This window comes from Janthinobacterium sp. GW823-FHT01H08 (assembly GCF_058797855.1).
The window spans coordinates 2,402,941-2,423,301 of sequence record NZ_CM179504.1 but is presented as its reverse complement, the minus strand read 5'-3'; the positions used below and the strand labels follow the sequence as shown (position 1 = coordinate 2,423,301).

The following is a 20,361-nucleotide window of genomic DNA, read 5'->3' as shown; positions in this document are numbered from 1 at the left end:
TGCCCATCCACCCGCTTTTTACCGGCTCCGCCCTTTATGAACACCACCACTGCCACCACCTCTTTTTCCAGCCTGCCGCTGACGCCCGCCTTTTTGGCCAACCTGGACTCGCTCGGCTACCACGAGATGACCACCATCCAGGCGCAAAGCCTGCCGGCGGTGCTCGATGGCCGCGACCTGATCGCGCAAGCGAAAACGGGCAGCGGCAAGACGGCCGCCTTCGGCATCGGCATCCTGCACAAGCTCAATCCGGCCTGGTTTGCCGTGCAGGGCCTGGTGCTGTGCCCCACGCGCGAACTGGCCGACCAGGTGGCCAATGAGCTGCGCCGCCTGGCGCGCGCGGCGGGCAACATCAAGATCCTGACCCTGACGGGCGGCGCGCCGATGCGCCCGCAAATCGCCTCGCTGGAACACGGCGCCCACATCGTCGTCGGCACGCCGGGCCGTTTGCGCGACCACCTGGGCCGCGGCACCATCAATCTGAATCATGTGCAGACCCTGGTGCTCGATGAAGCGGACCGCATGACGGACATGGGCTTTTACGAGGAAATCGCGGGCATCGTCAGCGCCTGCCCGGCGCGCCGCCAGACCCTGCTGTTCTCGGCCACGTATCCGGAAGACATCCGCCGCGCCACGGCGTCCTTCCTCGTCAATCCGCTGGAAGTGACGGTCGAGGCGCAGCACGACAACGACAAGATCGAGCAGCGTTTCTATGAAATCGGCTTCGACGAGCGCAACAGCGCCGTCGGCAAGCTGTTAAAACACTTCAAGCCGGAGTCCACCCTGGCTTTCTGCAACACCAAGGTGCATTGCCGCGAGCTGGCCGAGGAACTGCGCCAGCAAGGCTTTTCCGCTCTGGCCCTGTACGGCGAGCTGGAACAGCGCGAACGCGATGAAATCCTCGTGCTGTTCGCCAACCGCAGCTGCTCCGTGCTGGTGGCCACCGACGTCGCCGCGCGCGGCCTCGATATTTCCGACCTGGGCGCCGTGATCAACGTCGACGTCTCGAAAGACACGGAAGTGCACATCCACCGCATCGGCCGCACGGGCCGCGGCAGCAAGAAGGGCCTGGCCCTGTCGCTGTGCGCGCCGAACGAGAAGAAATGGGTCAAGCTGATCGAGCAATACCAGAACAGCGCCGCCGAATGGCACGACCTGAAGGAACTGGCGGAAGATGACGGGATCGAGGCGCTGCCGGCGCCCATGGTCACCCTGTGCATCATGGGCGGCAAGAAGGACAAGCTGCGTCCGGGCGACTTGCTGGGCGCGCTGACGGGCGATGCTGGTCTGACCAAGGAGCAGGTGGGCAAGATCAACGTGTTCGAGTTCATGACCTACGTGGCGCTCGACCGCAAGGTGGCCGAAGCGGCCTTCAAGCGCCTGAACGCAGGCAATACCCTGGGCCGCGACTTCGGCAACATCAAGGGCCGCAGCTTCAAGATGCGCTTTATCGAGGCCTAAGGCCTTGCAAGGTACGCAGGGCCGCCATGGTCCTGCGTCCCGGATAGCTGTCCCACACGGGATACTCCCGGCGGTAATAACAGCTCCAGTAGCTGATGCTGCGCCGCTCCAGCGTATCGAGATATGCGGGATTCTCCCGCAGGTAGCGCGCCAGTGCATCGGCATTCCAGGCCGGCAGCGCCGCGCCAATGACCTCGATAATCTCCAGCACGTATTCGCCGCACAGGTGCACGACGAAGGGCACCGTCCACGCCCGTTCCTGCAGCAGCAACTGCCTTGCACACGCTTCGCGCAGATGGCCGTCATGGTGGCGCGTGCCCAGGCACAGGGCGATCACGCCCGCGTCGCCGGGCAGCCGTGTGCAGGCCAGCAGCCGCTCACTGTCGTAGTAAGTGCGCGCCGGGATCAGCAAGGCCTCGCCATCCTGGCACACGGCAAATGGCGGGTGTGTCCGGCCGCTCCCCAGCGCGGGCAGCAGCTGCGCCACAGTGCCGGCCAAGGCCGCCGGAAAGGCATCCGCTTCAGCCATCGCGCTCCTCCCGGCATACCTTGCGCACGCCCAGCGCAGGTTGATCCATCTTTTCAAAGATCACGTTCGAATACCATTCTGCAGGATCGCCTGCGGTGGGCTTGCCCAGCGAAATATAGTAGCCGCCATGCGTGAACAGGGCCGTGGTTTCCTTGCCTGGCGCGGCGCGTTGCAGGAAGGCCGGCCAGGCCGCCTTGTCGACTGGCGCAAAACGCGAGACCAGCAGCGCCAGCAAACGCGCGTGCGTGGCCGGTGCGTACGGGAACAGATACAGGTATTCGACCAGTTCGCCGCCATCGGCCAGGCGCGTGACGGCGGCCGTCGCGGCATCGGCCGTCCCCTCGTCGCCGCCAAAGCGGCACAAGGTGCCGCCGCTGTAGGCGAAGTCGATGACGGTCGCCGGCGCGCACGCCTGCCGCTCGCGGTCGATGCCGACGGGCGGCAGCGCGCGCACTTGCGCCAGCAGCGCTTCGCCGGACGTGGCCAGCACGGGAAAGCCCGGACACTCGCTGGCCGCGCGGGCGGCAGAAAAGGCCAGGCAACAACTGAGTAACAACACAGCACGCTTCACGGCATCTCCAGTTTCATCAGGCGGTCATTATGCATGGCCGCCGCGGATACGGCCACACGCTCACAGTGTGTCACAAAGCGCGCGCCTGCTGCCCCTGCGGCGTATCGTCGATGTCGTAGCCGGCCGCGCGCGCCAATTCGCGCAAGCGGTCCGCCTCGGCCCACTGGCGCTGCGCGCGGGCGCTGGCCCGCTCCGCCAGCCACGCCAGCACCGGCTGCGGCACGTCCACCTGCGCCGGCTGCCAGGCCAGCAGATCGAGCCCCAGCGCCATATCGAAGCGGGCCATGGTGGCCTTTTTGACGGCGTCCGGCAGGCCGCTTTTCAGCAGCTCCCAGGCGACGGCCAGCGCGCGCGGATAATTCAGGTCATCGTTGATGCAGGTCCTAAAACGCGCCAGCCATGTCGCATCGGCCTCGCCATCCGCCTGGCCCTGCTCTTCGCTCAAGGCATGCACGGCCACGCGCAGGCGCGCCAGGCCGCTGCTGGCGGCGCGCAGGGCTTCATCCGTGAAATTGAGGCTGCTGCGGTAGTGGGCGCCCAGGCACAGGTAGCGGTAGGCCAGCGGATCGACGCCCTGCTCCACCAGGCTTTGCAAACGCAAAAAGTCGCCCGACGATTTCGACATCTTCGCCTCCTGCGTCTTGAGGAAGGCGCCGTGCAGCCAGAAGTTGGCCAGGCGCGTGCCATGGCGCGCTTCCGTTTGCGCGATCTCGTTGCTGTGGTGGACGGCCACGTGGTCTTCGCCGCCGCAATGGATGTCGAAATACGCGCCCAGGTGCTTTTCCGCCATGGCCGAGCATTCGATGTGCCAGCCGGGGAAACCCAGGCCCCACGGACTGTCCCACTCCATCTGCCGCTGTCCCGGCACGCCGCTGAACTTCCACAGCGCGAAGTCGCAGATGTCGCGCTTCTGTCCCAAGTCCACGCGTTTCCCCGCCTGCAGGCCGTCGCGGTTCAGGCGCGCCAGCTTGCCGTAGCTGTCCTGGCGCGTCGTGTCGAAATAGATGCCGTCGTCCGTGCGGTAGGTATAGCCCTTCGCTTCCAGGTCGAGGATGAAAGCGATCTGTTCCGCGATGTGGTCGGTGGCGCGGCACCAGACGGTGGGCGGCAGGATATTGAGCTGGCGCAGATCGTCCTCGAACGCGCGGGTAAATTCAAGGGCGATGTCCCAGGCCGACTCGCCGCTGCGGGCGCTGCGCGCTTCGACCTTGTCGTCGCCGCTGTCCGCGTCCGACGTCAAATGGCCCACGTCCGTGATGTTCATCACGTGGCGCACCTGCAAACCGTTGAATGCGAGCGCGCGGCGCAAGCCGTCGACGAACAGGTAGGTGCGCAGGTTGCCGATGTGCGCGTAATCGTAGACCGTGGGCCCGCAAGCGTACAGGCCCGCCTGGCCCGGGGCGATGGGTTCAAACGGGCGCAGGCTGCGCGCATAGGTATCGTACAGATGAAGTGTCATGCGGGGCTTTCATTAACGCTGCGGAAAAAGAAAATGGCCACAGGTTTTTCAACACTGTGGCCATCGAATGAGGAGTAAAACGTCAGCGGCGCGCAGCCGCATCCTCACGGGGCCAGGCGCACGGACACAGCGCAGCAGCGGCGCCGGATGCAGAAACTGGAGGGAGGATGAAAGTGATCATGGGACGAATATCGCATGTACGCGGGCGGGCCGTCAAGCCCTCCCGCGTCACCCGCTTATTTTTTCACCTGCTCGATCTGCGGCAGCAGCACCGTCAGAATGCCCAGCAGCGGCAGATAGGAGCAGATTTTATACACATAGGCGATGCCGGAGATATCAGCCAGGTGGCCCATGGCGGCGGCCGCGATGCCGGACACGCCGAACATCAGGCCAAAGAAGATGCCTGCGATCATGCCGACCTTGCCCGGCACCAGTTCCTGCGCGAAAACGACGATGGCGGAAAACGCGGATGAAATCACGAAGCCGATGATCACCGTCAGGACGGCCGTCCAGAACAGGTCGACGTACGGCAGCAGCAAGGTAAATGGCGCGGCGCCCAGGATGGAAATCCAGATCACGCGCTTGCGGCCGATGCGGTCGCCGATGGGGCCGCCCATGAAGGTGCCGGCCGCGACGGCGGCAAGGAAGAGGAACAGATAGAGCTGGGCATCGCCGAGCGACAAATGGAATTTGTCGATCAGATAGAAGGTGTAATAGCTCGACAGGCTGGCCATGTAGATGTACTTCGAGAACACCAGCAGCGCCAGCACGCCCAGCGCGCCAATCACCTTGTTGCGCGACAAGTTCGGGCCATGGCCGCCCGCCTTCGGCTTGAAGCTGGCCAGGTGGCCGCTATACCAGTGGCTGACCTTGTACAGCACGCCGATGGCCAGCACGGCCAGCAAGCTGAACCAGGCGACATTGCCGTGACCACGGTTCACAATGACGGCGGCCGCCAGCAGCGGTCCCAGGGCGGAACCGACATTGCCGCCCACCTGGAACAGGGACTGGGCAAAGCCGTAGCGCCCGCCCGAGGCCATGCGCGCCACGCGCGACGCTTCCGGGTGGAAAGTCGAGGAACCAACGCCGATCAGGCCGGCGGCGAGCAGCAGGGTCGGAAAGGTCGAGACGACGGACAGCATCAGCACGCCGGCAAGGGTGAAGCACATGCCGACCGGCAGCAGGAATGGCAGCGGACGGCGGTCCGTATACAAGCCGATCCAGGGCTGCAGCAACGATGCCGTGCACTGGAACGTCAGGGTTATGAGGCCGACCTGGGTAAAACTGAGTGAAAACTCGGCTTTCAGCATCGGATAAATCGACGGCAATAATGCCTGGATCAAGTCATTGAGCAAATGCACGAAGGCGACGGCGCCCAGGATGTGCATGGCCAGACCGGATTGTTGTTGGGAACTATGAAGCGAGGGAGCCGCCGGCACGGACTTGGCCAATGGCGGGGCAGTTGTGGTTGTATGCATGTGTCTTCCGCAATAATCGGGCACGGCGGGCGGCCCGGCAAAGAAGCCAGTATAGTATGGTCACTGAACTGATAACTTCCAATAATCGTCGCCCAAGTGACAACTGAGTGACAATCAGGCGACAAGCCAACGACCGACATGTACACCCACCCACCAGCCCAGACCCACCCCGATGGCGTGCCGTTCAGCCGCAGCACCAGCTCGCACGACTACCAGCATGTACCGCGCCCGGTGACGGCCATGTCCAGGCAATATGCGGCCGGCGACTACACGGCGCCGCACAGCCACGTGCGGGCGCAACTGCTGTATGCGACGGAAGGCGTGATGCGCGTCTCCACCGAACATGGCGTGTGGATATTGCCGCCCCGGCGCGCCCTGCTGATACCCGTGGGCGTCGTGCACGAAGTACATATCTTGAGCGAATTGAGCATGCGCACCGTGTACATCGATGCGCAGGTGGCGGCCCCGTATGGCGCCGATTGCAAGGTGCTGGAAGTGAGCCGGCTGCTGCGCGAGCTGATCCTGGCCTTGCTGGCCGAACCGATCGAATATGCGCTGGCGGGGCGCGGCGACTGGCTGGCGCATTTGATCCTGTCGGAACTGGCGGCGGCCGACACCGTGCCCCTCGCCATCCCCTGGCCCCGCGACCGGCGCCTGGTGGCCGTCTGCTCGGCCATCATGGACGCGCCCGGCAGCCGGCGCAGCATCGAGGACTGGGCCCAGGATGCGGGCGCCAGCGCGCGCACCCTGATCCGCTTATTCCCGAAGGAAACGGGCTTGCACTACCGCCAATGGCTGCAGCAAGTCCACCTGGCCGAGGCATTCTGCCGCCTGGACCGGGGCGAAGGCGTGGCCGCCATCGCCTACGCGCTGGGCTACGCCAGCCCCAGCGCCTTCAGCGCCATGTTCCGCCGCATCCTGGGCCGCACGCCGCAGCACTACCTGAGCGAGTGGCGCGCCGCGTAGGTCGGCTTAGCGTGGCGCAGCCGCGCGTAAGCCGACAAGCTGCACTGTTGGCATTGTCGGCTTACGCCCTGCGGGCTAAGCCGACCTACAACTTGATTGTTCACCGGCAGCCGCCAAACCAGCGTCGTAGGTCGGCTTAGCGCGGCGCAGCCGCGCGTAAGCCGACAAGCTAAGCTGTCGGCATTGTCGGCTTACGCCCTGCGGGCTAAGCCGACCTACTCTTTTTCGCCAGCAATCAAGCGGTAGGCCAGCGCGCCCAGCAAGGCGCCGATGATCGGTGCCAGCCAGAACAGCCACAGCTGGCTGGTGGCCCAATCGCCTACGTACAGGGCCACGCCCGTGCTGCGGGCCGGGTTGACGGAGGTATTGGTGACGGGGATGCTGATCAGGTGGATCAGGGTCAGCGCCAGGCCGATCGGCAGCGGGGCGAAGCCGGCCGGCGCGCGCTTGTCGGTGGCGCCCAGGATGACGATCAGGAAGAACATCGTCAGCACGATTTCAATGACCAGCGCCGACAGCATCGAATAACCGCCCGGCGAATGGGCGCCAAAGCCGTTCGAGGCAAAGCCCTTGCTGACGTCGAAACCGGCCTGGCCGCTGGCGATCACGTACAGTACGCCGCCAGCCACGATGGCGCCCAGCACTTGCGCGATGATGTAAGGCAGTAACTGGCTGGCGGGAAAGCGGCCGCCCGCCCACAGGCCGATCGAGACGGCGGGATTCAGGTGGCAACCCGAGATGTGGCCGATGGCGTAAGCCATGGTCAGCACCGTCAGGCCAAACGCCAGCGCTACGCCGACAAAGCCGATGCCGAGGCCGGGAAAGGCGGCGGCCAGGACGGCGCTGCCGCAACCGCCCAGTACCAGCCAGAACGTGCCGAGAAATTCGGCGCCATATTGTTTCATGATGTATTCCTTTAAAGTGACGAGAAAACGTGCCAGGGACGACCAATCGGACCGCTCACCACCTTTGCCCGCGCCCAAGGGCGACAGCAAAGCACAGCACCAGCAACGCACGCTGCAGAGCGCGCATAATGACACGACGTCATTATCAATGCAACATTATTGCGTACAATAATGCTAATAGTTCTCTTGACACCTAAAGGTTGTTTTGATAATTCTCATGGCGCGGGGCGGCGCATGTACTTTTCCGGCGCCTCCAGCGGCGCAAAGCCAAAGCCCGCATACAGGCCATGCGCGTCATCGGTGCCCAGCATCCAGGCGACATCGCGCAAGCGCGCATCACCAAGTACGGCGGCCACCATCTGCCTGCCGTAGCCGCGCCCCTGGTAGGACGGCAGCACGAACACGTCGCGCAGGTAGGCAAAATCCGTGTAGTCGGTGATGACCCTGGCGAACGCCACTTGCTGGCCATCCACATAGCCGCCGAAACACAGCGCGTTGGCGATCCCCTTGCGCACCGTTTCGATCGCCACGCCGCGCTTCCAGTACGACTGCTCGCTCAGGTAGCGGTGGATCATGGGCACGTCCAGCTCGCCGCGCTCGCTGGAAATGCGTAGCGGCGCGTGCATCAGTTCTTGTACAGCAAGTCGGCTTCGGCGATGCTGGGCTCGCCGAAATACACGGTGCGCAAGCCGCCCTTGGCATCGCTGCCCATGTACACGCCCGTCATGCTGCGCGCGACGGGGTCGTACAAAATGGAATAGCGGTGGCCGCAATTGTGCGGTTCGCAGACGCTGCTCAGCAGGCGTGCCTTGCCGTCGATCTCGACGGGCTTGAGCGGGCTGGCCACGCCATCGGGCACCCAGCGCTGCCGCTTCAGGCCCGCCTTTTTCAAGCCCTCATTGAAGGCCTTGCGAAAGGCGTAGTCCGCCTTGTAGACATCGGGGAAATACGGACAGGTATGGCCGCCGTCGCAGCTTTGCGCCTGCTCGATCAGCGACAGTCTGGGCGTACGCGCTTGTGCCGGCACGGCGGCCAGCGCCACGGCGGCGCCCAGGAATACGGGTAAAAGCAAACGTACAGACATGCAAACTCCTAAAAGCATAATGTAATGCCGGAAGCATAACAGAATGGCATGCTTGTGCGCGCGCCTCAGGGAGAACAGCGGATGCCGACCACGCCGTTGACCTTGCCTTCCGGCCAGCCCGTCTCGCGCCAGCGGTACACGCCGGGCGCGACGATGATCAACTGCCATTCCACCAGCTTGCCAGCGGCATTGAGGCGGGTCTCATTGTCATAGCGCAACGTCAGGCTGCGCTCCGTTTCCGCCACCACCGTCGCGGCAAAGCGGTTGGTTTCGCCCAGCTTGCTTTTCCACGTGCGGTCGTTGAAGATCGCCAGCCGCTGATGATCGTCAGACAACTGCATGCGCGTAAAGTGCCGCGCTTCTTCGCACACACTATTCGTATTCACGCTGTCGGACCAGCTGCCGGACAGTTGCTCGGCGTCAAAAGGAGTCGGGGTGGCGGCCACGGCCGCACTCAGCAGCAAGCTTGCAAGCATAGTTTATCGAAAGAAAACGAAAGGAATCATCATGGTCAACGCAGCGCCAGGGTGATGCTCGATGGCAGTGCGGGCGTGCGCCGGTGCAAAGTCGCCTGCTCGTAGGCATACGCCATTGCAATGAGCGCCATGTCGCCGTGGGCTGGGCCGATGAAGGACAAGCCGACCGGCAAGCCCCCGACCATGCCGGCAGGCACTGTAATATGCGGCAAGTCGGACTGCGGCGATACGCCATGGCAGGTCGGCCCCACCAGCGCATCGAGCGCATGCGAACGCAGCAGCGCTTCAATGCCGCCAGACCCGGACGCGGGCGGCTGCTCGATCAGTTCGGCGCCCTGTTCGCGCAACACCAGCAGCGCCTGCTCGATCACGGCATCGGTCCCGGCGCACAGGCCGAACAGGCTGCGCGCCACGCCGATGCGGCGCCCTTGCAAGCCGGCAAGGTCGAGCGTCAAGCCATCGGCCAGGCGCTCGCCCGTCAGGGCGGCGAGCAGCCAGGCAGCCTCGCGCACGCTGGGCGCCATCGGTCCTGCCGTGGCTGGCTCACCGCCCTGCCCGCCAGCGGTCCTGCCGGTGGGCTTGATGGCGACCAGGCCGCAGTTTGAAGCAGGCGCGACGATGGAGCCGTCCGCCGCGCTGTCGACGGCCAGGATAGTCAGGCCGGCCCAGCTGGCACTGGCATGCGGCACGCTGACGGCGGCCCACTGGCGCAAATTGCTTTTGCCAATGATGACGGCGCCGGCCGCGCGCAAGCGCGCCGCCACAAAGGAATCGCAGCTGGCATGCGTGGCCAGGGGTGCCTGCGTGCGCGTCTTCATGCGGTCGCCCGTGGCGATATTGTCGCGCAAGACGACGGGGATGCCATGCAAGGGGCCGCGCACCTTGTGCACCTGCCGCTCGCGGTCCATTTCCAGCGCAATTTTCAGCGCGTCGGGATTGATTTCAATGCCGGGATAGGCGCGCGCGCCGATGCTGCACAGGGAGCGGATGCGCGCCAGGTACTGCGACGTCAGCGCATGGGAACTGAGTTTGCCTGCCTGCATCATCTGCTGTTGCGGCAAGACCCCTGCGTCGAGCAAATGGGCCATGGGACTGGCGGGCGCCGTGGCACGGGCCAATACGGGGCGCGACACGCCCCGGGACGCGCCACTGCGTAACATCTGACTGCGCTGCATCGTATCTCCAGGAAACCTCAGTGTTTCTAACGCAATAATGTGCTAGCCGTAGCATAGCAGTCCTTGCAACTCAATTGTTGTTGAAAGGAATTATTTTTCAAGCAAAAAAAAACGCCGCCCGAAGGCAGCGTTTCTTGATGGTCAAGCACTGGCGCGTATCAGTTGCGCACGACACGCTTGTATTCGTTGGTACGGGTGTCGATTTCGATGACGTCGTCCTGCGCCACGAACAGCGGCACTTGCACGGTGTGGCGGTGCGCGTCGATGGCGTTTTCGATCTTGGCTTCTTTCAGGACGTTGCCCGACGTGTTGCCCTTGACCGCAGGCTCCGAGTACACCACTTGACGGGCGATGGTCGTCGGCAGTTCAACGGAGATAGCCTTGCCGTCGTAGAAAATGGCTTCGCATTCCATGCCATCTTTCAGGTAATGCAGTGCATCGCCCAGGTTTTCTTCTTCGATTTCGTACTGGTTGTACTCGGTGTCCATGAAAACGAACAGCGGGTCGGCGAAGTACGAATACGTCACTGGCTTTTTATCCAGAACAACCACGTCGAACTTGTCGTCGCCGCGGAACACGTTTTCCATCGGGGTGTTCGTCAGAAGATTTTTCATCTTCCATTTGTAGGTGAAGCCCGTGCGGCTCGAACCGTTGACATCAGAACGCAACACGATCATTGGCTTGCTGTCGACCATGATGATATTGCCAACACGAATTTCTTTTGCGGGTTTCATAGGAATGTACGTAAAAAGTGGGTTGCATGAAGACCATCTGCCGCCTGTGCGCCATCAGCGCCGCAAGCTTGCGTTTGATCGGTTAAAAATACGTTAGAAATAACCGGGCATTTTACCTTAATTTTGGGCAAGCGCCTATCTCGTCGCGCCGGCGAACACCAGCAAGTTACTTGCCAGATCGCCATGCGCCTGCATCTGCCGCTGCCAGGCTTGCGCGCGCGCCCGGATGCGCGGCAGATCAGCCTGCAATGCGGGCCACAGCTGCGCCCACGGCAAGGCGTCCGCGCTGGCGCCATTCCAGGCCAGCGCCGCCTGCACCAGGCTGTCGATGGCGCCGTCCGCATCGACCGCATAGCGCTGCAGGAAGGCGCGCAATTTCACGTGATGCAAGTTTTCGTCCTGCAAGTAGATATGCCAGAGAAACGGCTGGCCCGCCCATTGGGCGCGCACGAAGGAATCCTCGCCACGCACCAGGTTCACGTCGCAAGCCCACAGCAGGCGGTCGTAATCGTCCTGCGGCACGAAAGGCAGCACGCACACGGTGAGCGCGCCGCGCGTGCGCGCCGCACCAGGCAGCGCCGCATCGTCGCCGATAAACGCTTGAACGGCATCGAACGCGACGCCTTCCGGCACCAGGCATACCACAGCTTGCTCACCCGCCTGCCAGGCCGCGAACAGCTCGGCGACGGGCGCGGACGGATAGCAGAACAGCGATACTTTCACGGCGCACATTTCCGCCGCCGTGACGCCGAACTGCCCGAGGAATGCCGCCATGGCGGGCGCATCGGACTGGAACGCCAGCCTTTTTTCATCGAGCGCCGCTTCGCGCAGCAAGCCGCCCGTCTTATCGGTAAAACCGGGAAAGAAGAAATGCTTGATCATGCCGTGGCGCGGCGACGTCAGCGCATGGCAGCCCTCGACCCACTCTTCCGCCGTCAATCCTTCCAGATTCAGCCATACGGGCTGCGGCGAACACTGGGCCATGGCGGCGATATAGCCGGGCGGAATGTCGCAGGCAAAAAACTCGATGACGATGTCGGCAATATCGGCGGGGGCAAACGCGCCATCCTGGCCGCGCCAGTGGCGGACCGTGACGCCGGACACCTGCTGCGCTTCGGCCGCCACGTCGATTTCGGGGCAGATGCGCCGGAAACTGGATAAATCATCGACCCACAGGGTGACGGCGACGCCGTGCTCGCCGTTCAACTGCCGCGCCAAGCGCCAGCAAATGCCGATATCGCCGTAGTTGTCGACGACTTTGCAGAAGATGGCGAGAGATGGTGCGCGATCGGTAGGTAGTGGCATAGTCAAGGGGAAGAGAAAAACGTGGGCATGGCGACCAATAACAAAAAAGCCGCGCTGTTACCAGGCGGCTTTTTTGTTGGCTGATTCAGCCGGTCTGGCGTCCCCAAGGGGATTCGAACCCCTGTACTCACCGTGAAAGGGTGATGTCCTAGGCCTCTAGACGATGGGGACAGAAAATCTGTCCTGGATGCGCTGCGTTGCATCCCGACCTGTTACTTTACTTGCTGACTGCGTGCGAATCTGGCGTCCCCAAGGGGATTCGAACCCCTGTACTCACCGTGAAAGGGTGATGTCCTAGGCCTCTAGACGATGGGGACAGAAATCTGTCCTGAATGCATTACTTCGCATCCTGACCCGGTACTGCAGCAATCGCAGAAACAAAAAAGGCCTGACTTGTCAGGCCCGTTCAGCACTGCACTCTTGCTTTACAACTAAATCCTGGCGTCCCCAAGGGGATTCGAACCCCTGTACTCACCGTGAAAGGGTGATGTCCTAGGCCTCTAGACGATGGGGACCTGTGCTGGCTTTACTCTCAGCGGACTCTTCGTTGAAGGCTTTGCTTAGCCCCTCAAAAAAGCGTGCGCGAAGTATAGCACGGGGCCATTCATAAAATCAACCGCAGGCGCATCTTATTTTCCATGGAGGAAACCGTTCCCGGCGGCGATTGCTCAATGTGCAATCGATCGGCTGCGCGGGCGAGGTACAGGTCCTCGGCAACAGCAGCCAGGCCAGCAAAAGGAAAGCCTCTTGCCCCCCCCCCCTTCGTTTGCACTGGCCCAAACCCGCGTCATACAAGGGTTGGGCGGCGGGAGGAGCTGAGCAAGCCTGGCCCGCCGCGTTGACCATCAGTTCTTGTAATGGCTGAAGCGATAACCTTGGTCGAAGTATGCTGCCAATGCGACGATCGCTCCGGAGCACGTGAGCATCAAGGCCACGGCGCTCGTGTCACGAGTCGCGGACTGGGCAACCATTGATAACGCCCACAACGGGGCAATACCGCCGGCAATGGCAGTGCCGATTTCACGCCCCGAACCGACCCCCGTCGAGCGGTTTTGCACGGCAAACTGGCGACTGAGGAAAGACCCCTGTGGGGCGAACATCATCGGCGCCAGCACCCCGGTGCCGACGATCAGCGCCAGGTAAATCAGCCTGTTCTCGCCGCTGTCGAGCAACTGCATGAACGGGTACGCGAACAATGCTGACAGCAGGCCGCCGACGATCAGCAGCTTCTTGCTGCTGAACTTGTCACACAGATAGCCGAAGAGCGGGACGGTAAAGATTGCGACCAGACTGGCCAGTGTCACCGATAGCGATGTCACGCTGGCCGAAATGCCTTTGAACTGGGTCAGGTAGGCCAGCGAGAAGGTCTTGAAGACATAGCTCAGTGCGTTGTAACCGATGGCGACAAAGAAGACGACGCCCAGGCCCTTGAGATTGGTTTTCCACAATTCGCGGAACGGCCTCTTCTGGCGATGGCTTTCCTCGAAGTGGTGATACTCTGGCGTTTCCGGCAGACTCCCACGCACCCAGAGCCCAACCAGTACCAGCACGAAACTGAGGATGAAGGGAATGCGCCAGCCGCCGGCAAGCAAAAACTTGTCGCCATTGAAGGTCAGCAGATAAACGGTCAGCGACGACAGTAACAGGCCAAGGTTCAGCCCCAATGCAGGCCACGCACCTTGTCGTCCCTTCTTGTTGTCGGCCGCATGTTCGTAGGAAGTTACCGCCGCTCCCGCCAGTTCAGCACCGGCGCCCAGGCCCTGCACAATGCGGATCAGCACCAGGCACAGGGGCGCCCAAACGCCGATGCTGGCGTAGGAAGGAACCAGGCCAATGGCGGTCGTGCACAAGCCCATCATACAGAAAGTAACGAACAACATTTTCTTGCGCCCGTAGCGGTCGCCGAAGTAGCCGAAGAACAGCCCCCCGATCGGTCGCGCCACAAAGCCGATGGCGAAGGTGGCAAAGGCTTGCAGCGATGCATTCGCCGGGTCCGAGGTATCGAAGAAGACCTTGCTGAAGACAATCGACGCCATCGTCGCGTAAAGATAAAAGTCATACCACTCCAGCATTGAGCCGACGATGGTCGCTGCCGCCACTTTGCGCAAACGACTTTTTGTCTGTGCCGGGGTTTCCTGTTCCGTTTTTTGAATGTTCAAAATGTCTCCTTCATGAATTAATTTTTTTATTTTTCGCCTAGAGCGTTCGAGTTGGGGCTGGCTGGGGGGCGACAGACAACCGTACGTTGTCCGCTACGCAAACTCAGCGCCTCATCACTTCACGCACAATGTATTCAGCAATGGCTAGCGACGATGTCGCCCCTGGTGACGGTGCATTGCGGATGTGGGTAATGTTGCCGTGTTGGCGAATCACGAAATCGTCAACCAGCGCACCATTGGCCTCCATTGCCTGGGCACGGATCCCACGAACCGCCGGAACAATACCGACCGAGGCAAGCGTCGGCACATAGCGCGCCGCCTCGCGGACAAAGCTCGCCTCGCTGACCACAGTCTTCAGTTCCCGAAGCGTCGCCGGCAGGTTACGGGCAGCAAACTTCCAAAAGCCGGGGTAGCTGGCAAAATTGAAGATGTCGGCCAGGTTCATGCTGCGGCCGTCATAGTTCTCGCGACCGAAGGATATGAAAGCATTCGGGCCGATCGTCATCTGTCCGTCGATACGCTTTGTGAAATGCACCCCGAGAAAAGGAAAGCGCGGGTCCGGCACCGGGTAGATCAAGCCTTTGACATGCGACTTGAAAGCCTCGTCGATCACGTAATACTGGCCGAAGAACGGTACGATGCGTGGCGTGTCCTGATCGCCCGAACGCTCTGCCAGGCGATCTGACTGCAAACCCGCGCAGGCAATTGCCTGATCGAATACCGTATCGAAGACCTCTCCGTCTGCAAGCTCAACCCGTACTTCGCCGCCTTGCTCAAGCAGGCGCTCAACCGGCGAATTCAGACAAATGCGCCCGCCACGTTCCCTGATTTCATCGGCGATTCGGGCCGCAATTTGACCGTAACTGACAATCGCCGTTTTCGGTGAATGCAAGGCGCCCAGGCCGATGCAGTTGGGCTCGATTTCGCGCAGCTCATTTGAGCCGATCAGCCGCACGCCAGGCACACCGTTGGCCTGCGCTTTCCGATAAATCGCCTCCAGGCGAGGCAACTCTTCCTCTTGTAGCGCGACGACAACTTTGCCGCACTCGTCGTAGGGGATCGCATTGTCGCGGCAATAGTTGCCAATCAATTCGCCCCCGCGCCTGCAAAGTCGTGCCTTGAGCCCCCCCGGCTCATAGTACAGACCGGCATGGACCACACCCGAATTGTGGCTGGACTGATGACTGGCGACACTCGCCTCCTTTTCGAACAGCACCACCGTGGCGTCGGGAAAATCCAACAATAACTGACGTGCGACTGCGAGGCCATTTATCCCCCCGCCGATAACTGCATAACGCTTCTTGTTCATTGCGCCTCTCAAAAAAATAGCAAACTCGTCATTTCACTGCTACATGCATCACTTTGGCGAAGGGCGAGGGCCTGCATAAGCCGCCCGCCCAACGCCTGGCACCGACGCGATTTGCCCTGTCAAGCATTTTTGATCAAGCACAATTTAGATAAAAGCGAAAAATTATGTACAATTAATTTCGAAAAAAGAGAACAAGTGATGTCCATGACCTTAAAGCAACTCGAAGCGTTCTACTGGGCCGCCACCTGCGCCAACTTTGCGATTGCCGCCGAACGCCTGCATTTGTCCGTATCGTCTCTCTCCAAGCGCATTTCAGAACTGGAGGAAGCGCTTGGCATCAATCTGTTCGACCGGAGTGGCCACCGCGCCGTACTCAGCGATGCAGGCCAGGCATTGCTGCCACGCGCGCTGGCGCTGCTCGATGACGCCGCCGCAATACGTACCGCCTTCACACCCTCTGCCGGGCTAGTTGGCCGTTGCACCTTTGGTGTTGGCGAACTCAGCGCGCTGACCTGGCTACCGCAGTTCATTGCGCAAGTCCGGGCACTGCATCCCAAATTGACGCTCGAACCCTATGTCGACGTGGGCTCAGTTCTGGAAAGCCGTGTCGCCAAGGGCGAGCTCGATTTTGCGATCATTGCCGGACGCTCATCGCACCACGGCATCCTGTCGCAACCAGTCAGCCAAGCACAATTCATCTGGCTTGCCGCGCCAACCCTGGCTGTATCTGACAGCCCGCCTGGCTTACGTGGTGCCGCCGATTTACTTGACGCTGGACAGCCCATCGTTGCCTTACCGCCATCAGCTGGCACCACGCGACTGATTGATGACTGGCTACTGGCTCACGGCATCGCTGCCGTTGAGCGTATAAGTTGCAATAATTGGGGGGCCATTGCCGGCATGCTGATTGCCTCTGTCGGGATCGGCATACTGCCCACTGGCTGGAGTCAAAAGCTGGTTGACCAGGGTCTGCTGCTCCCGCTCGCCGCCGCCGAAATGCCAGCACCGGTAATCTATTCTTTTCAGTGGCGGCGCGGAGACAACCGTCCACTGCTCGACCAGCTACGCGGGCTTTCCACCCAATATGTCGACTTCACTGCCGATCTATCGCGACCGCTGGGCAGCATAACGGAACGCTGATAACTGCCGGCCATGCGCCGCCCGCTGGCCACCTCGTCCGCTCGAGGCGACTTTGGTCATCATGTGATTTATGCGCTGTTGGTGGAGACGGCATGGATACGAATGCTGGCTTCAGAAGATGGTGCTGTCGGATTACGCTACGCTAATCCGACCTACGCCACACTCCCCTGTCGGGTATGGCGGAAAAGAGTCCGGAAATAAAAAAAGCCGCCCAAGGCGACTTTGATTATCACGTGATTTATGCGCTGTTGGTGGAGGCGGCATGGATACGGATGCTGGCTTCAGAAGATGGTGCTGTCGGATTACGCTACGCTAATCCGACCTACGCCACACTCCCCTGTCGGGTATGGCGGGAAGTGTTGCGGAAATAAAAAAAGCCGCCCGAGGCGACTTTGATTATCACGTGATTTCTGCGCTGTTGGTGGAGGTAAGCGGGATCGAACCGCTGACCTCTTGCATGCCATGCAAGCGCTCTCCCAGCTGAGCTATACCCCCCGGGCGCAGAAACACTGCTACTTCTTACTACAACACCAGACTGAACTGGCGTCCCCAAGGGGATTCGAACCCCTGTACTCACCGTGAAAGGGTGATGTCCTAGGCCTCTAGACGATGGGGACCAAGGAACTACAGTTTACTACCTTACTTCTGCGCTGTTGGTGGAGGTAAGCGGGATCGAACCGCTGACCTCTTGCATGCCATGCAAGCGCTCTCCCAGCTGAGCTATACCCCCCGGGCGCAGAAATAATAAAAGCCGCACTTGGCGACTTTGTTCCACTACTTGCTTTCCATCCAGATTCCGTTTTTTACGGGCCTGAACTTACAACAATCAGTACAAACAACTGCCACTACTATACCACAACTACCTGGCGTCCCCAAGGGGATTCGAACCCCTGTACTCACCGTGAAAGGGTGATGTCCTAGGCCTCTAGACGATGGGGACCGCGGAACTTCCAAACAACATCTGCACCACTTCAACAAGCAACATCATTGCTGCTGGTGGAGGTAAGCGGGATCGAACCGCTGACCTCTTGCATGCCATGCAAGCGCTCTCCCAGCTGAGCTATACCCCCGTTGGTGCAGAAACAAGAGTATAGCAAAGAAGTTTCACTCTGCAAATACCCTTTTTCGTCTATGAGCAACTTTTCATAGGGGCGGTTTCCGCACGCTATTTTTACGGCTATTCCAGCGCTTATTTCAGAACAGCGATTACAGCCACTTTGCCAGGCGCGCCAGCACGGTGTCGCGGCCGAACATGACCACCACCTGATCGATGGCCGGCGTCTGCAGCTGGCCCGTCAGAATCAGGCGCAAAGGCATGGCCAGCAGCGGCATCTTGATGGTGTTGGCGGCCAGCACTTCCTTGATCATGGCGGCCACGGCTTCCTTGCTCCACTCCACCGTGGCGATGCGCTCGGCAAACTGCGCCAGCACGGGCTTGATGGCATCCGTGATGTGCTGCGCTGCCAGTTCCGCTTCCGGCTGCGGCTCGCGGAAGAACAGCATCGAAGCGTCAGCCAGTTCATTGACGGTGTTGGCGCGCTCTTTCATCATGCCCAGCACTTGCGCCAGATCCGGCGCGCCTTCGAAGACGGCGCCGGCGGCGACCATGTGCGGACGCGCCAGGTCGGCCAGGCGGGTATTGTCGGCCTGCTTGATGTACTGATTATTGAGCCACTTGAGCTTTTCCAGGTCGAACTGCGCGGCCGACTTGGTCAGGTGCTCGAGGTTGAACCACTCGCAGAACTGCGCCACCGAGAAGACTTCATCGTCGCCATGGCTCCAGCCCAGGCGCGCCAGGTAATTCAGCATCGATTCAGGCAGGAAGCCCTGCGCCGGATAATCCATCACGCTGACGGCATCGCGGCGCTTCGACATCTTCTGGCCGTCCGAACCCAAAATCATCGGCAGGTGGCCATACAGCGGCAGCGGTGCACCGATGGCGCGCAGGATGTTGATCTGGCGCGGGGTGTTGTTGACGTGATCGTCGCCGCGCAGCACGTGCGTGATGCCCATGTCCCAGTCATCGACGGCCACGCAGAAGTTGTACGTCGGCGTGCCGTCAGGACGGGCGATCACCAGGTCGTCCAGTTCGCGGTTCGAGATCGTGATCGTGCCCTTGACCACATCGTCCCACGTCACGTCGCCATCGAGCGGATTCTTGAAGCGCACGACGGGCTTGCGGTCCGCTGGCACGGCAGGCAGTGTCTTGCCCGGTTCCGGGCGCCAGGTGCCGTCGTAGCGCGGCTTTTCGCCGGCGGCGCGCATGCGCTCGCGCATCGCTTCGACTTCTTCCGGCGACGAATAGCAATGGTAGGCCGTGCCTTCGGCCAGCATCTGCGCCACCACTTCGCGGTAGCGGTCCATGCGCTGCATCTGGTAGAACGGGCCTTCGTCATGGTCCAGGCCCAGCCACTTCATGCCTTCGATGATGGCTTGCACGGCTTCCGGCGTGGAACGCTCCACGTCCGTGTCTTCGATGCGCAACACGAAAGTGCCGCCGAAGTGACGGGCATACGCCCAGCTGTATAAAGCGGTGCGGGCGCCGCCCAAGTGCAGATAGCCGGTCGGGCTGGGAGCGAAACGGGTACGGACGGGAGTAGCGTTTGTAGTCATCGAAGTAATCAGGCTTGAATAAGTAAAACGCCATTTTACTCTGTTGACCGCCGCCGCTCCACAAGCGCCGTCACAGCTGCAGCAAGCGCCTTTTCACCTCGTCCGCCTGCGCATGCAGCGCCTGCTCGAACAGGGCGACCAGCTGCGACAAGGGCCGGTGCAACGGTTTCACGAGATTCACGGTGAACGGCAGGGACACGGCAAAGCGGCGGATCTGCAAGCCCTGCCCCGCATAGTCGAGCGCCGTGAGCGGATTGACGATGGCCAGCCCCACGCCTTCGCGCACCATGGCGCACACGGAAGCGGCGCTGTGCGTGTCGAGCGCCATGCGCCGCTCCACGCCCGCCTGCGCGAAGATGGCGTCGATCTGCTGGCGGTACGGGTCGACGGCGGCCAGGCTGATGAAAGGCTGGCCCGCGAAGTCCGCCGGCGCCAGCACGGTTTTGCCAGCCAGCGCATGACCGTCGGGCAGCACGCATACTTCGTCGACGGACATCAAGGCATCGAGCACGGTGCCGGGCGGCGCATTGCCCACTTCCGTCAGGCCGATATCGTGGCGCTGCGCCGACAGCCATTCTTCCAGCAGCGGCGACTCCTGCGGCGTGATGCTGATGCTCACCTTGGGAAAGTCGGCGACGAAGCGCTTGCACGCCTGCGGCAGCAAGGATTGGGAAAACACGGGCAGGCAGGCGATCGACAACTGTCCCTGGTCGAACTGGCGCAGGGCCGCCGCCGTGCTGACGATGCGCTCCAGGCCGAAATACGCGCGCTGCACCTCCTCGAACAGCTGCAGCGCCTGGGCCGTGGGGCGCAGACGCCCCCGTTCGCGCTCGAACAGGGTCAGGCCCGTCAAGTGCTCGAGGCGCGCCAGCTCGCGGCTGACGGTGGGCTGCGAGGTGTGCAGCATGGCGGCGGCGGCCGTCACGCTGCCCGTCGTCATGATGGCCCGAAAAACCTCGATGTGGCGCAATGAGATGGTCATAGCCATATCATAAAT

18 protein-coding genes and 8 tRNA genes are annotated in these 20,361 nt (G+C 61.7%); 3 read left to right on the top strand and 23 right to left on the bottom strand.

The window, feature by feature from the left end; all coding sequences use genetic code 11:
* Nucleotides 1-36: 36 nt before the first annotated feature.
* Nucleotides 37-1,461: an ATP-dependent RNA helicase DbpA gene (dbpA, locus tag AC3RCG_RS10850; protein ID WP_121669017.1), complete on the top strand. Its 1,425-nt coding sequence runs from the start codon at nucleotides 37-39 to the stop codon at nucleotides 1,459-1,461.
* Here dbpA and AC3RCG_RS10845 read toward each other — a convergent pair.
* The 4 genes from AC3RCG_RS10845 to AC3RCG_RS10830 form a co-directional block, all read right to left on the bottom strand.
* Nucleotides 1,448-1,990 carry a hypothetical protein gene (locus AC3RCG_RS10845; protein ID WP_121669016.1) on the bottom strand — a complete coding sequence of 181 codons (543 nt, stop codon included), beginning with the start codon at nucleotides 1,988-1,990 and terminating at the stop codon, nucleotides 1,448-1,450. The two genes, dbpA and AC3RCG_RS10845, sit on opposite strands and share 14 nt — an antisense overlap.
* On the bottom strand, nucleotides 1,983-2,561 hold the full coding sequence (locus AC3RCG_RS10840) for a hypothetical protein (protein WP_162995610.1): 579 nt from the start codon (nucleotides 2,559-2,561) through the stop codon (nucleotides 1,983-1,985). The genes AC3RCG_RS10845 and AC3RCG_RS10840 overlap by 8 nt, the downstream gene beginning before the upstream one ends.
* A gap of 70 nt (nucleotides 2,562-2,631) precedes the next feature.
* The gene (cysS, locus tag AC3RCG_RS10835; RefSeq protein WP_492405682.1) at nucleotides 2,632-4,020 is read right to left on the bottom strand and encodes a cysteine--tRNA ligase; all 1,389 of its coding nucleotides are present in this window, start codon (nucleotides 4,018-4,020) and stop codon (nucleotides 2,632-2,634) included.
* Between the two features lie 236 nt (nucleotides 4,021-4,256).
* Nucleotides 4,257-5,408 (bottom strand): MFS transporter, encoded by a 1,152-nt coding sequence (locus tag AC3RCG_RS10830; RefSeq protein ID WP_492405683.1) that lies wholly within the window; start codon nucleotides 5,406-5,408, stop codon nucleotides 4,257-4,259.
* Nucleotides 5,409-5,636: 228 nt separating this feature from the next.
* Between AC3RCG_RS10830 and AC3RCG_RS10825 the strand changes: the two genes are divergently transcribed.
* The gene (locus AC3RCG_RS10825; RefSeq protein ID WP_193725212.1) at nucleotides 5,637-6,464 is read left to right on the top strand and encodes an AraC family transcriptional regulator; all 828 of its coding nucleotides are present in this window, start codon (nucleotides 5,637-5,639) and stop codon (nucleotides 6,462-6,464) included.
* Between the two features lie 215 nt (nucleotides 6,465-6,679).
* On the opposite strand, the gene aqpZ is transcribed toward AC3RCG_RS10825, so the two are convergent.
* From aqpZ to lhgO, 12 genes are all read right to left on the bottom strand, one after another.
* Entirely contained in the window at nucleotides 6,680-7,369 is a 690-nt protein-coding gene (aqpZ, locus tag AC3RCG_RS10820) for an aquaporin Z (RefSeq protein ID WP_034758233.1), read from the bottom strand.
* Nucleotides 7,370-7,584: 215 nt separating this feature from the next.
* Nucleotides 7,585-7,995 (bottom strand): GNAT family N-acetyltransferase, encoded by a 411-nt coding sequence (locus tag AC3RCG_RS10815; protein ID WP_070312216.1) that lies wholly within the window; start codon nucleotides 7,993-7,995, stop codon nucleotides 7,585-7,587.
* On the bottom strand, nucleotides 7,995-8,453 hold the full coding sequence (locus tag AC3RCG_RS10810) for an Ivy family c-type lysozyme inhibitor (RefSeq protein ID WP_409026750.1): 459 nt from the start codon (nucleotides 8,451-8,453) through the stop codon (nucleotides 7,995-7,997). Before AC3RCG_RS10810 ends, AC3RCG_RS10815 begins: the two co-directional genes overlap by 1 nt.
* A gap of 65 nt (nucleotides 8,454-8,518) precedes the next feature.
* The gene (locus tag AC3RCG_RS10805; RefSeq protein WP_070223698.1) at nucleotides 8,519-8,929 is read right to left on the bottom strand and encodes a hypothetical protein; all 411 of its coding nucleotides are present in this window, start codon (nucleotides 8,927-8,929) and stop codon (nucleotides 8,519-8,521) included.
* A 35-nt stretch (nucleotides 8,930-8,964) separates the two neighbouring features.
* A complete protein-coding gene (locus AC3RCG_RS10800) occupies nucleotides 8,965-10,104 on the bottom strand; it encodes an amidase family protein (protein WP_492405687.1) in 1,140 nt (379 codons plus the stop codon).
* Between the two features lie 158 nt (nucleotides 10,105-10,262).
* Entirely contained in the window at nucleotides 10,263-10,838 is a 576-nt protein-coding gene (locus tag AC3RCG_RS10795) for an elongation factor P (RefSeq protein WP_070223695.1), read from the bottom strand.
* 135 nt (nucleotides 10,839-10,973) lie between these two features.
* A complete protein-coding gene (gene earP, locus AC3RCG_RS10790; protein ID WP_492405689.1) occupies nucleotides 10,974-12,143 on the bottom strand; it encodes an elongation factor P maturation arginine rhamnosyltransferase EarP in 1,170 nt (389 codons plus the stop codon).
* A 95-nt stretch (nucleotides 12,144-12,238) separates the two neighbouring features.
* Nucleotides 12,239-12,314, bottom strand: a tRNA-Glu gene (locus tag AC3RCG_RS10785).
* Between the two features lie 70 nt (nucleotides 12,315-12,384).
* Nucleotides 12,385-12,460: transfer RNA gene (locus AC3RCG_RS10780), tRNA-Glu, on the bottom strand.
* Nucleotides 12,461-12,582: 122 nt separating this feature from the next.
* Nucleotides 12,583-12,658: transfer RNA gene (locus AC3RCG_RS10775), tRNA-Glu, on the bottom strand.
* 330 nt (nucleotides 12,659-12,988) lie between these two features.
* Entirely contained in the window at nucleotides 12,989-14,302 is a 1,314-nt protein-coding gene (locus AC3RCG_RS10770; RefSeq protein WP_492405057.1) for an MFS transporter, read from the bottom strand.
* A gap of 103 nt (nucleotides 14,303-14,405) precedes the next feature.
* Nucleotides 14,406-15,611 carry an L-2-hydroxyglutarate oxidase gene (lhgO, locus tag AC3RCG_RS10765; protein ID WP_070290416.1) on the bottom strand — a complete coding sequence of 402 codons (1,206 nt, stop codon included), beginning with the start codon at nucleotides 15,609-15,611 and terminating at the stop codon, nucleotides 14,406-14,408.
* A gap of 204 nt (nucleotides 15,612-15,815) precedes the next feature.
* On the opposite strand from lhgO, the gene AC3RCG_RS10760 reads away from it, so the two are divergent.
* On the top strand, nucleotides 15,816-16,751 hold the full coding sequence (locus AC3RCG_RS10760) for a LysR family transcriptional regulator (protein WP_409028762.1): 936 nt from the start codon (nucleotides 15,816-15,818) through the stop codon (nucleotides 16,749-16,751).
* A 419-nt stretch (nucleotides 16,752-17,170) separates the two neighbouring features.
* Here the strand turns inward: AC3RCG_RS10760 and AC3RCG_RS10755 are convergent.
* The 7 genes from AC3RCG_RS10755 to AC3RCG_RS10725 all read right to left on the bottom strand — a co-directional run bounded on the left by AC3RCG_RS10755 (nucleotide 17,171) and on the right by AC3RCG_RS10725 (nucleotide 20,346).
* A tRNA-Ala gene (locus tag AC3RCG_RS10755) sits at nucleotides 17,171-17,246 on the bottom strand.
* Nucleotides 17,247-17,292: 46 nt separating this feature from the next.
* Nucleotides 17,293-17,368, bottom strand: a tRNA-Glu gene (locus AC3RCG_RS10750).
* A gap of 37 nt (nucleotides 17,369-17,405) precedes the next feature.
* Nucleotides 17,406-17,481, bottom strand: a tRNA-Ala gene (locus AC3RCG_RS10745).
* Nucleotides 17,482-17,615: 134 nt separating this feature from the next.
* Nucleotides 17,616-17,691 (bottom strand) — tRNA-Glu (locus tag AC3RCG_RS10740).
* Between the two features lie 54 nt (nucleotides 17,692-17,745).
* Nucleotides 17,746-17,821 (bottom strand) — tRNA-Ala (locus AC3RCG_RS10735).
* A 136-nt stretch (nucleotides 17,822-17,957) separates the two neighbouring features.
* Complete coding sequence (gltX, locus tag AC3RCG_RS10730) at nucleotides 17,958-19,364, bottom strand: glutamate--tRNA ligase (RefSeq protein WP_070288874.1); 1,407 nt, start codon at nucleotides 19,362-19,364, stop codon at nucleotides 17,958-17,960.
* A gap of 70 nt (nucleotides 19,365-19,434) precedes the next feature.
* Nucleotides 19,435-20,346: a LysR family transcriptional regulator gene (locus AC3RCG_RS10725; RefSeq protein ID WP_492405060.1), complete on the bottom strand. Its 912-nt coding sequence runs from the start codon at nucleotides 20,344-20,346 to the stop codon at nucleotides 19,435-19,437.
* Nucleotides 20,347-20,361: the final 15 nt, after the last annotated feature.

What these genes read in the sequence shown, in the direction of transcription:
- dbpA (WP_121669017.1), top strand. Translation starts at nt 37, where the DNA reads ATGAACACCACCACTGCCACCACCTCTTTTTCCAGCCTGCCGCTGACG.
- AC3RCG_RS10845 (WP_121669016.1), bottom strand. Translation starts at nt 1,990, where the DNA reads ATGGCTGAAGCGGATGCCTTTCCGGCGGCCTTGGCCGGCACTGTGGCG.
- cysS (WP_492405682.1), bottom strand. Translation starts at nt 4,020, where the DNA reads ATGACACTTCATCTGTACGATACCTATGCGCGCAGCCTGCGCCCGTTT.
- AC3RCG_RS10830 (WP_492405683.1), bottom strand. Translation starts at nt 5,408, where the DNA reads ATGCACATCCTGGGCGCCGTCGCCTTCGTGCATTTGCTCAATGACTTG.
- AC3RCG_RS10825 (WP_193725212.1), top strand. Translation starts at nt 5,637, where the DNA reads ATGTACACCCACCCACCAGCCCAGACCCACCCCGATGGCGTGCCGTTC.
- aqpZ (WP_034758233.1), bottom strand. Translation starts at nt 7,369, where the DNA reads ATGAAACAATATGGCGCCGAATTTCTCGGCACGTTCTGGCTGGTACTG.
- AC3RCG_RS10815 (WP_070312216.1), bottom strand. Translation starts at nt 7,995, where the DNA reads ATGCACGCGCCGCTACGCATTTCCAGCGAGCGCGGCGAGCTGGACGTG.
- AC3RCG_RS10810 (WP_409026750.1), bottom strand. Translation starts at nt 8,453, where the DNA reads ATGTCTGTACGTTTGCTTTTACCCGTATTCCTGGGCGCCGCCGTGGCG.
- AC3RCG_RS10805 (WP_070223698.1), bottom strand. Translation starts at nt 8,929, where the DNA reads ATGCTTGCAAGCTTGCTGCTGAGTGCGGCCGTGGCCGCCACCCCGACT.
- AC3RCG_RS10800 (WP_492405687.1), bottom strand. Translation starts at nt 10,104, where the DNA reads ATGCAGCGCAGTCAGATGTTACGCAGTGGCGCGTCCCGGGGCGTGTCG.
- AC3RCG_RS10795 (WP_070223695.1), bottom strand. Translation starts at nt 10,838, where the DNA reads ATGAAACCCGCAAAAGAAATTCGTGTTGGCAATATCATCATGGTCGAC.
- earP (WP_492405689.1), bottom strand. Translation starts at nt 12,143, where the DNA reads ATGCCACTACCTACCGATCGCGCACCATCTCTCGCCATCTTCTGCAAA.
- lhgO (WP_070290416.1), bottom strand. Translation starts at nt 15,611, where the DNA reads ATGAACAAGAAGCGTTATGCAGTTATCGGCGGGGGGATAAATGGCCTC.
- AC3RCG_RS10760 (WP_409028762.1), top strand. Translation starts at nt 15,816, where the DNA reads ATGACCTTAAAGCAACTCGAAGCGTTCTACTGGGCCGCCACCTGCGCC.
- gltX (WP_070288874.1), bottom strand. Translation starts at nt 19,364, where the DNA reads ATGACTACAAACGCTACTCCCGTCCGTACCCGTTTCGCTCCCAGCCCG.
- AC3RCG_RS10725 (WP_492405060.1), bottom strand. Translation starts at nt 20,346, where the DNA reads ATGACCATCTCATTGCGCCACATCGAGGTTTTTCGGGCCATCATGACG.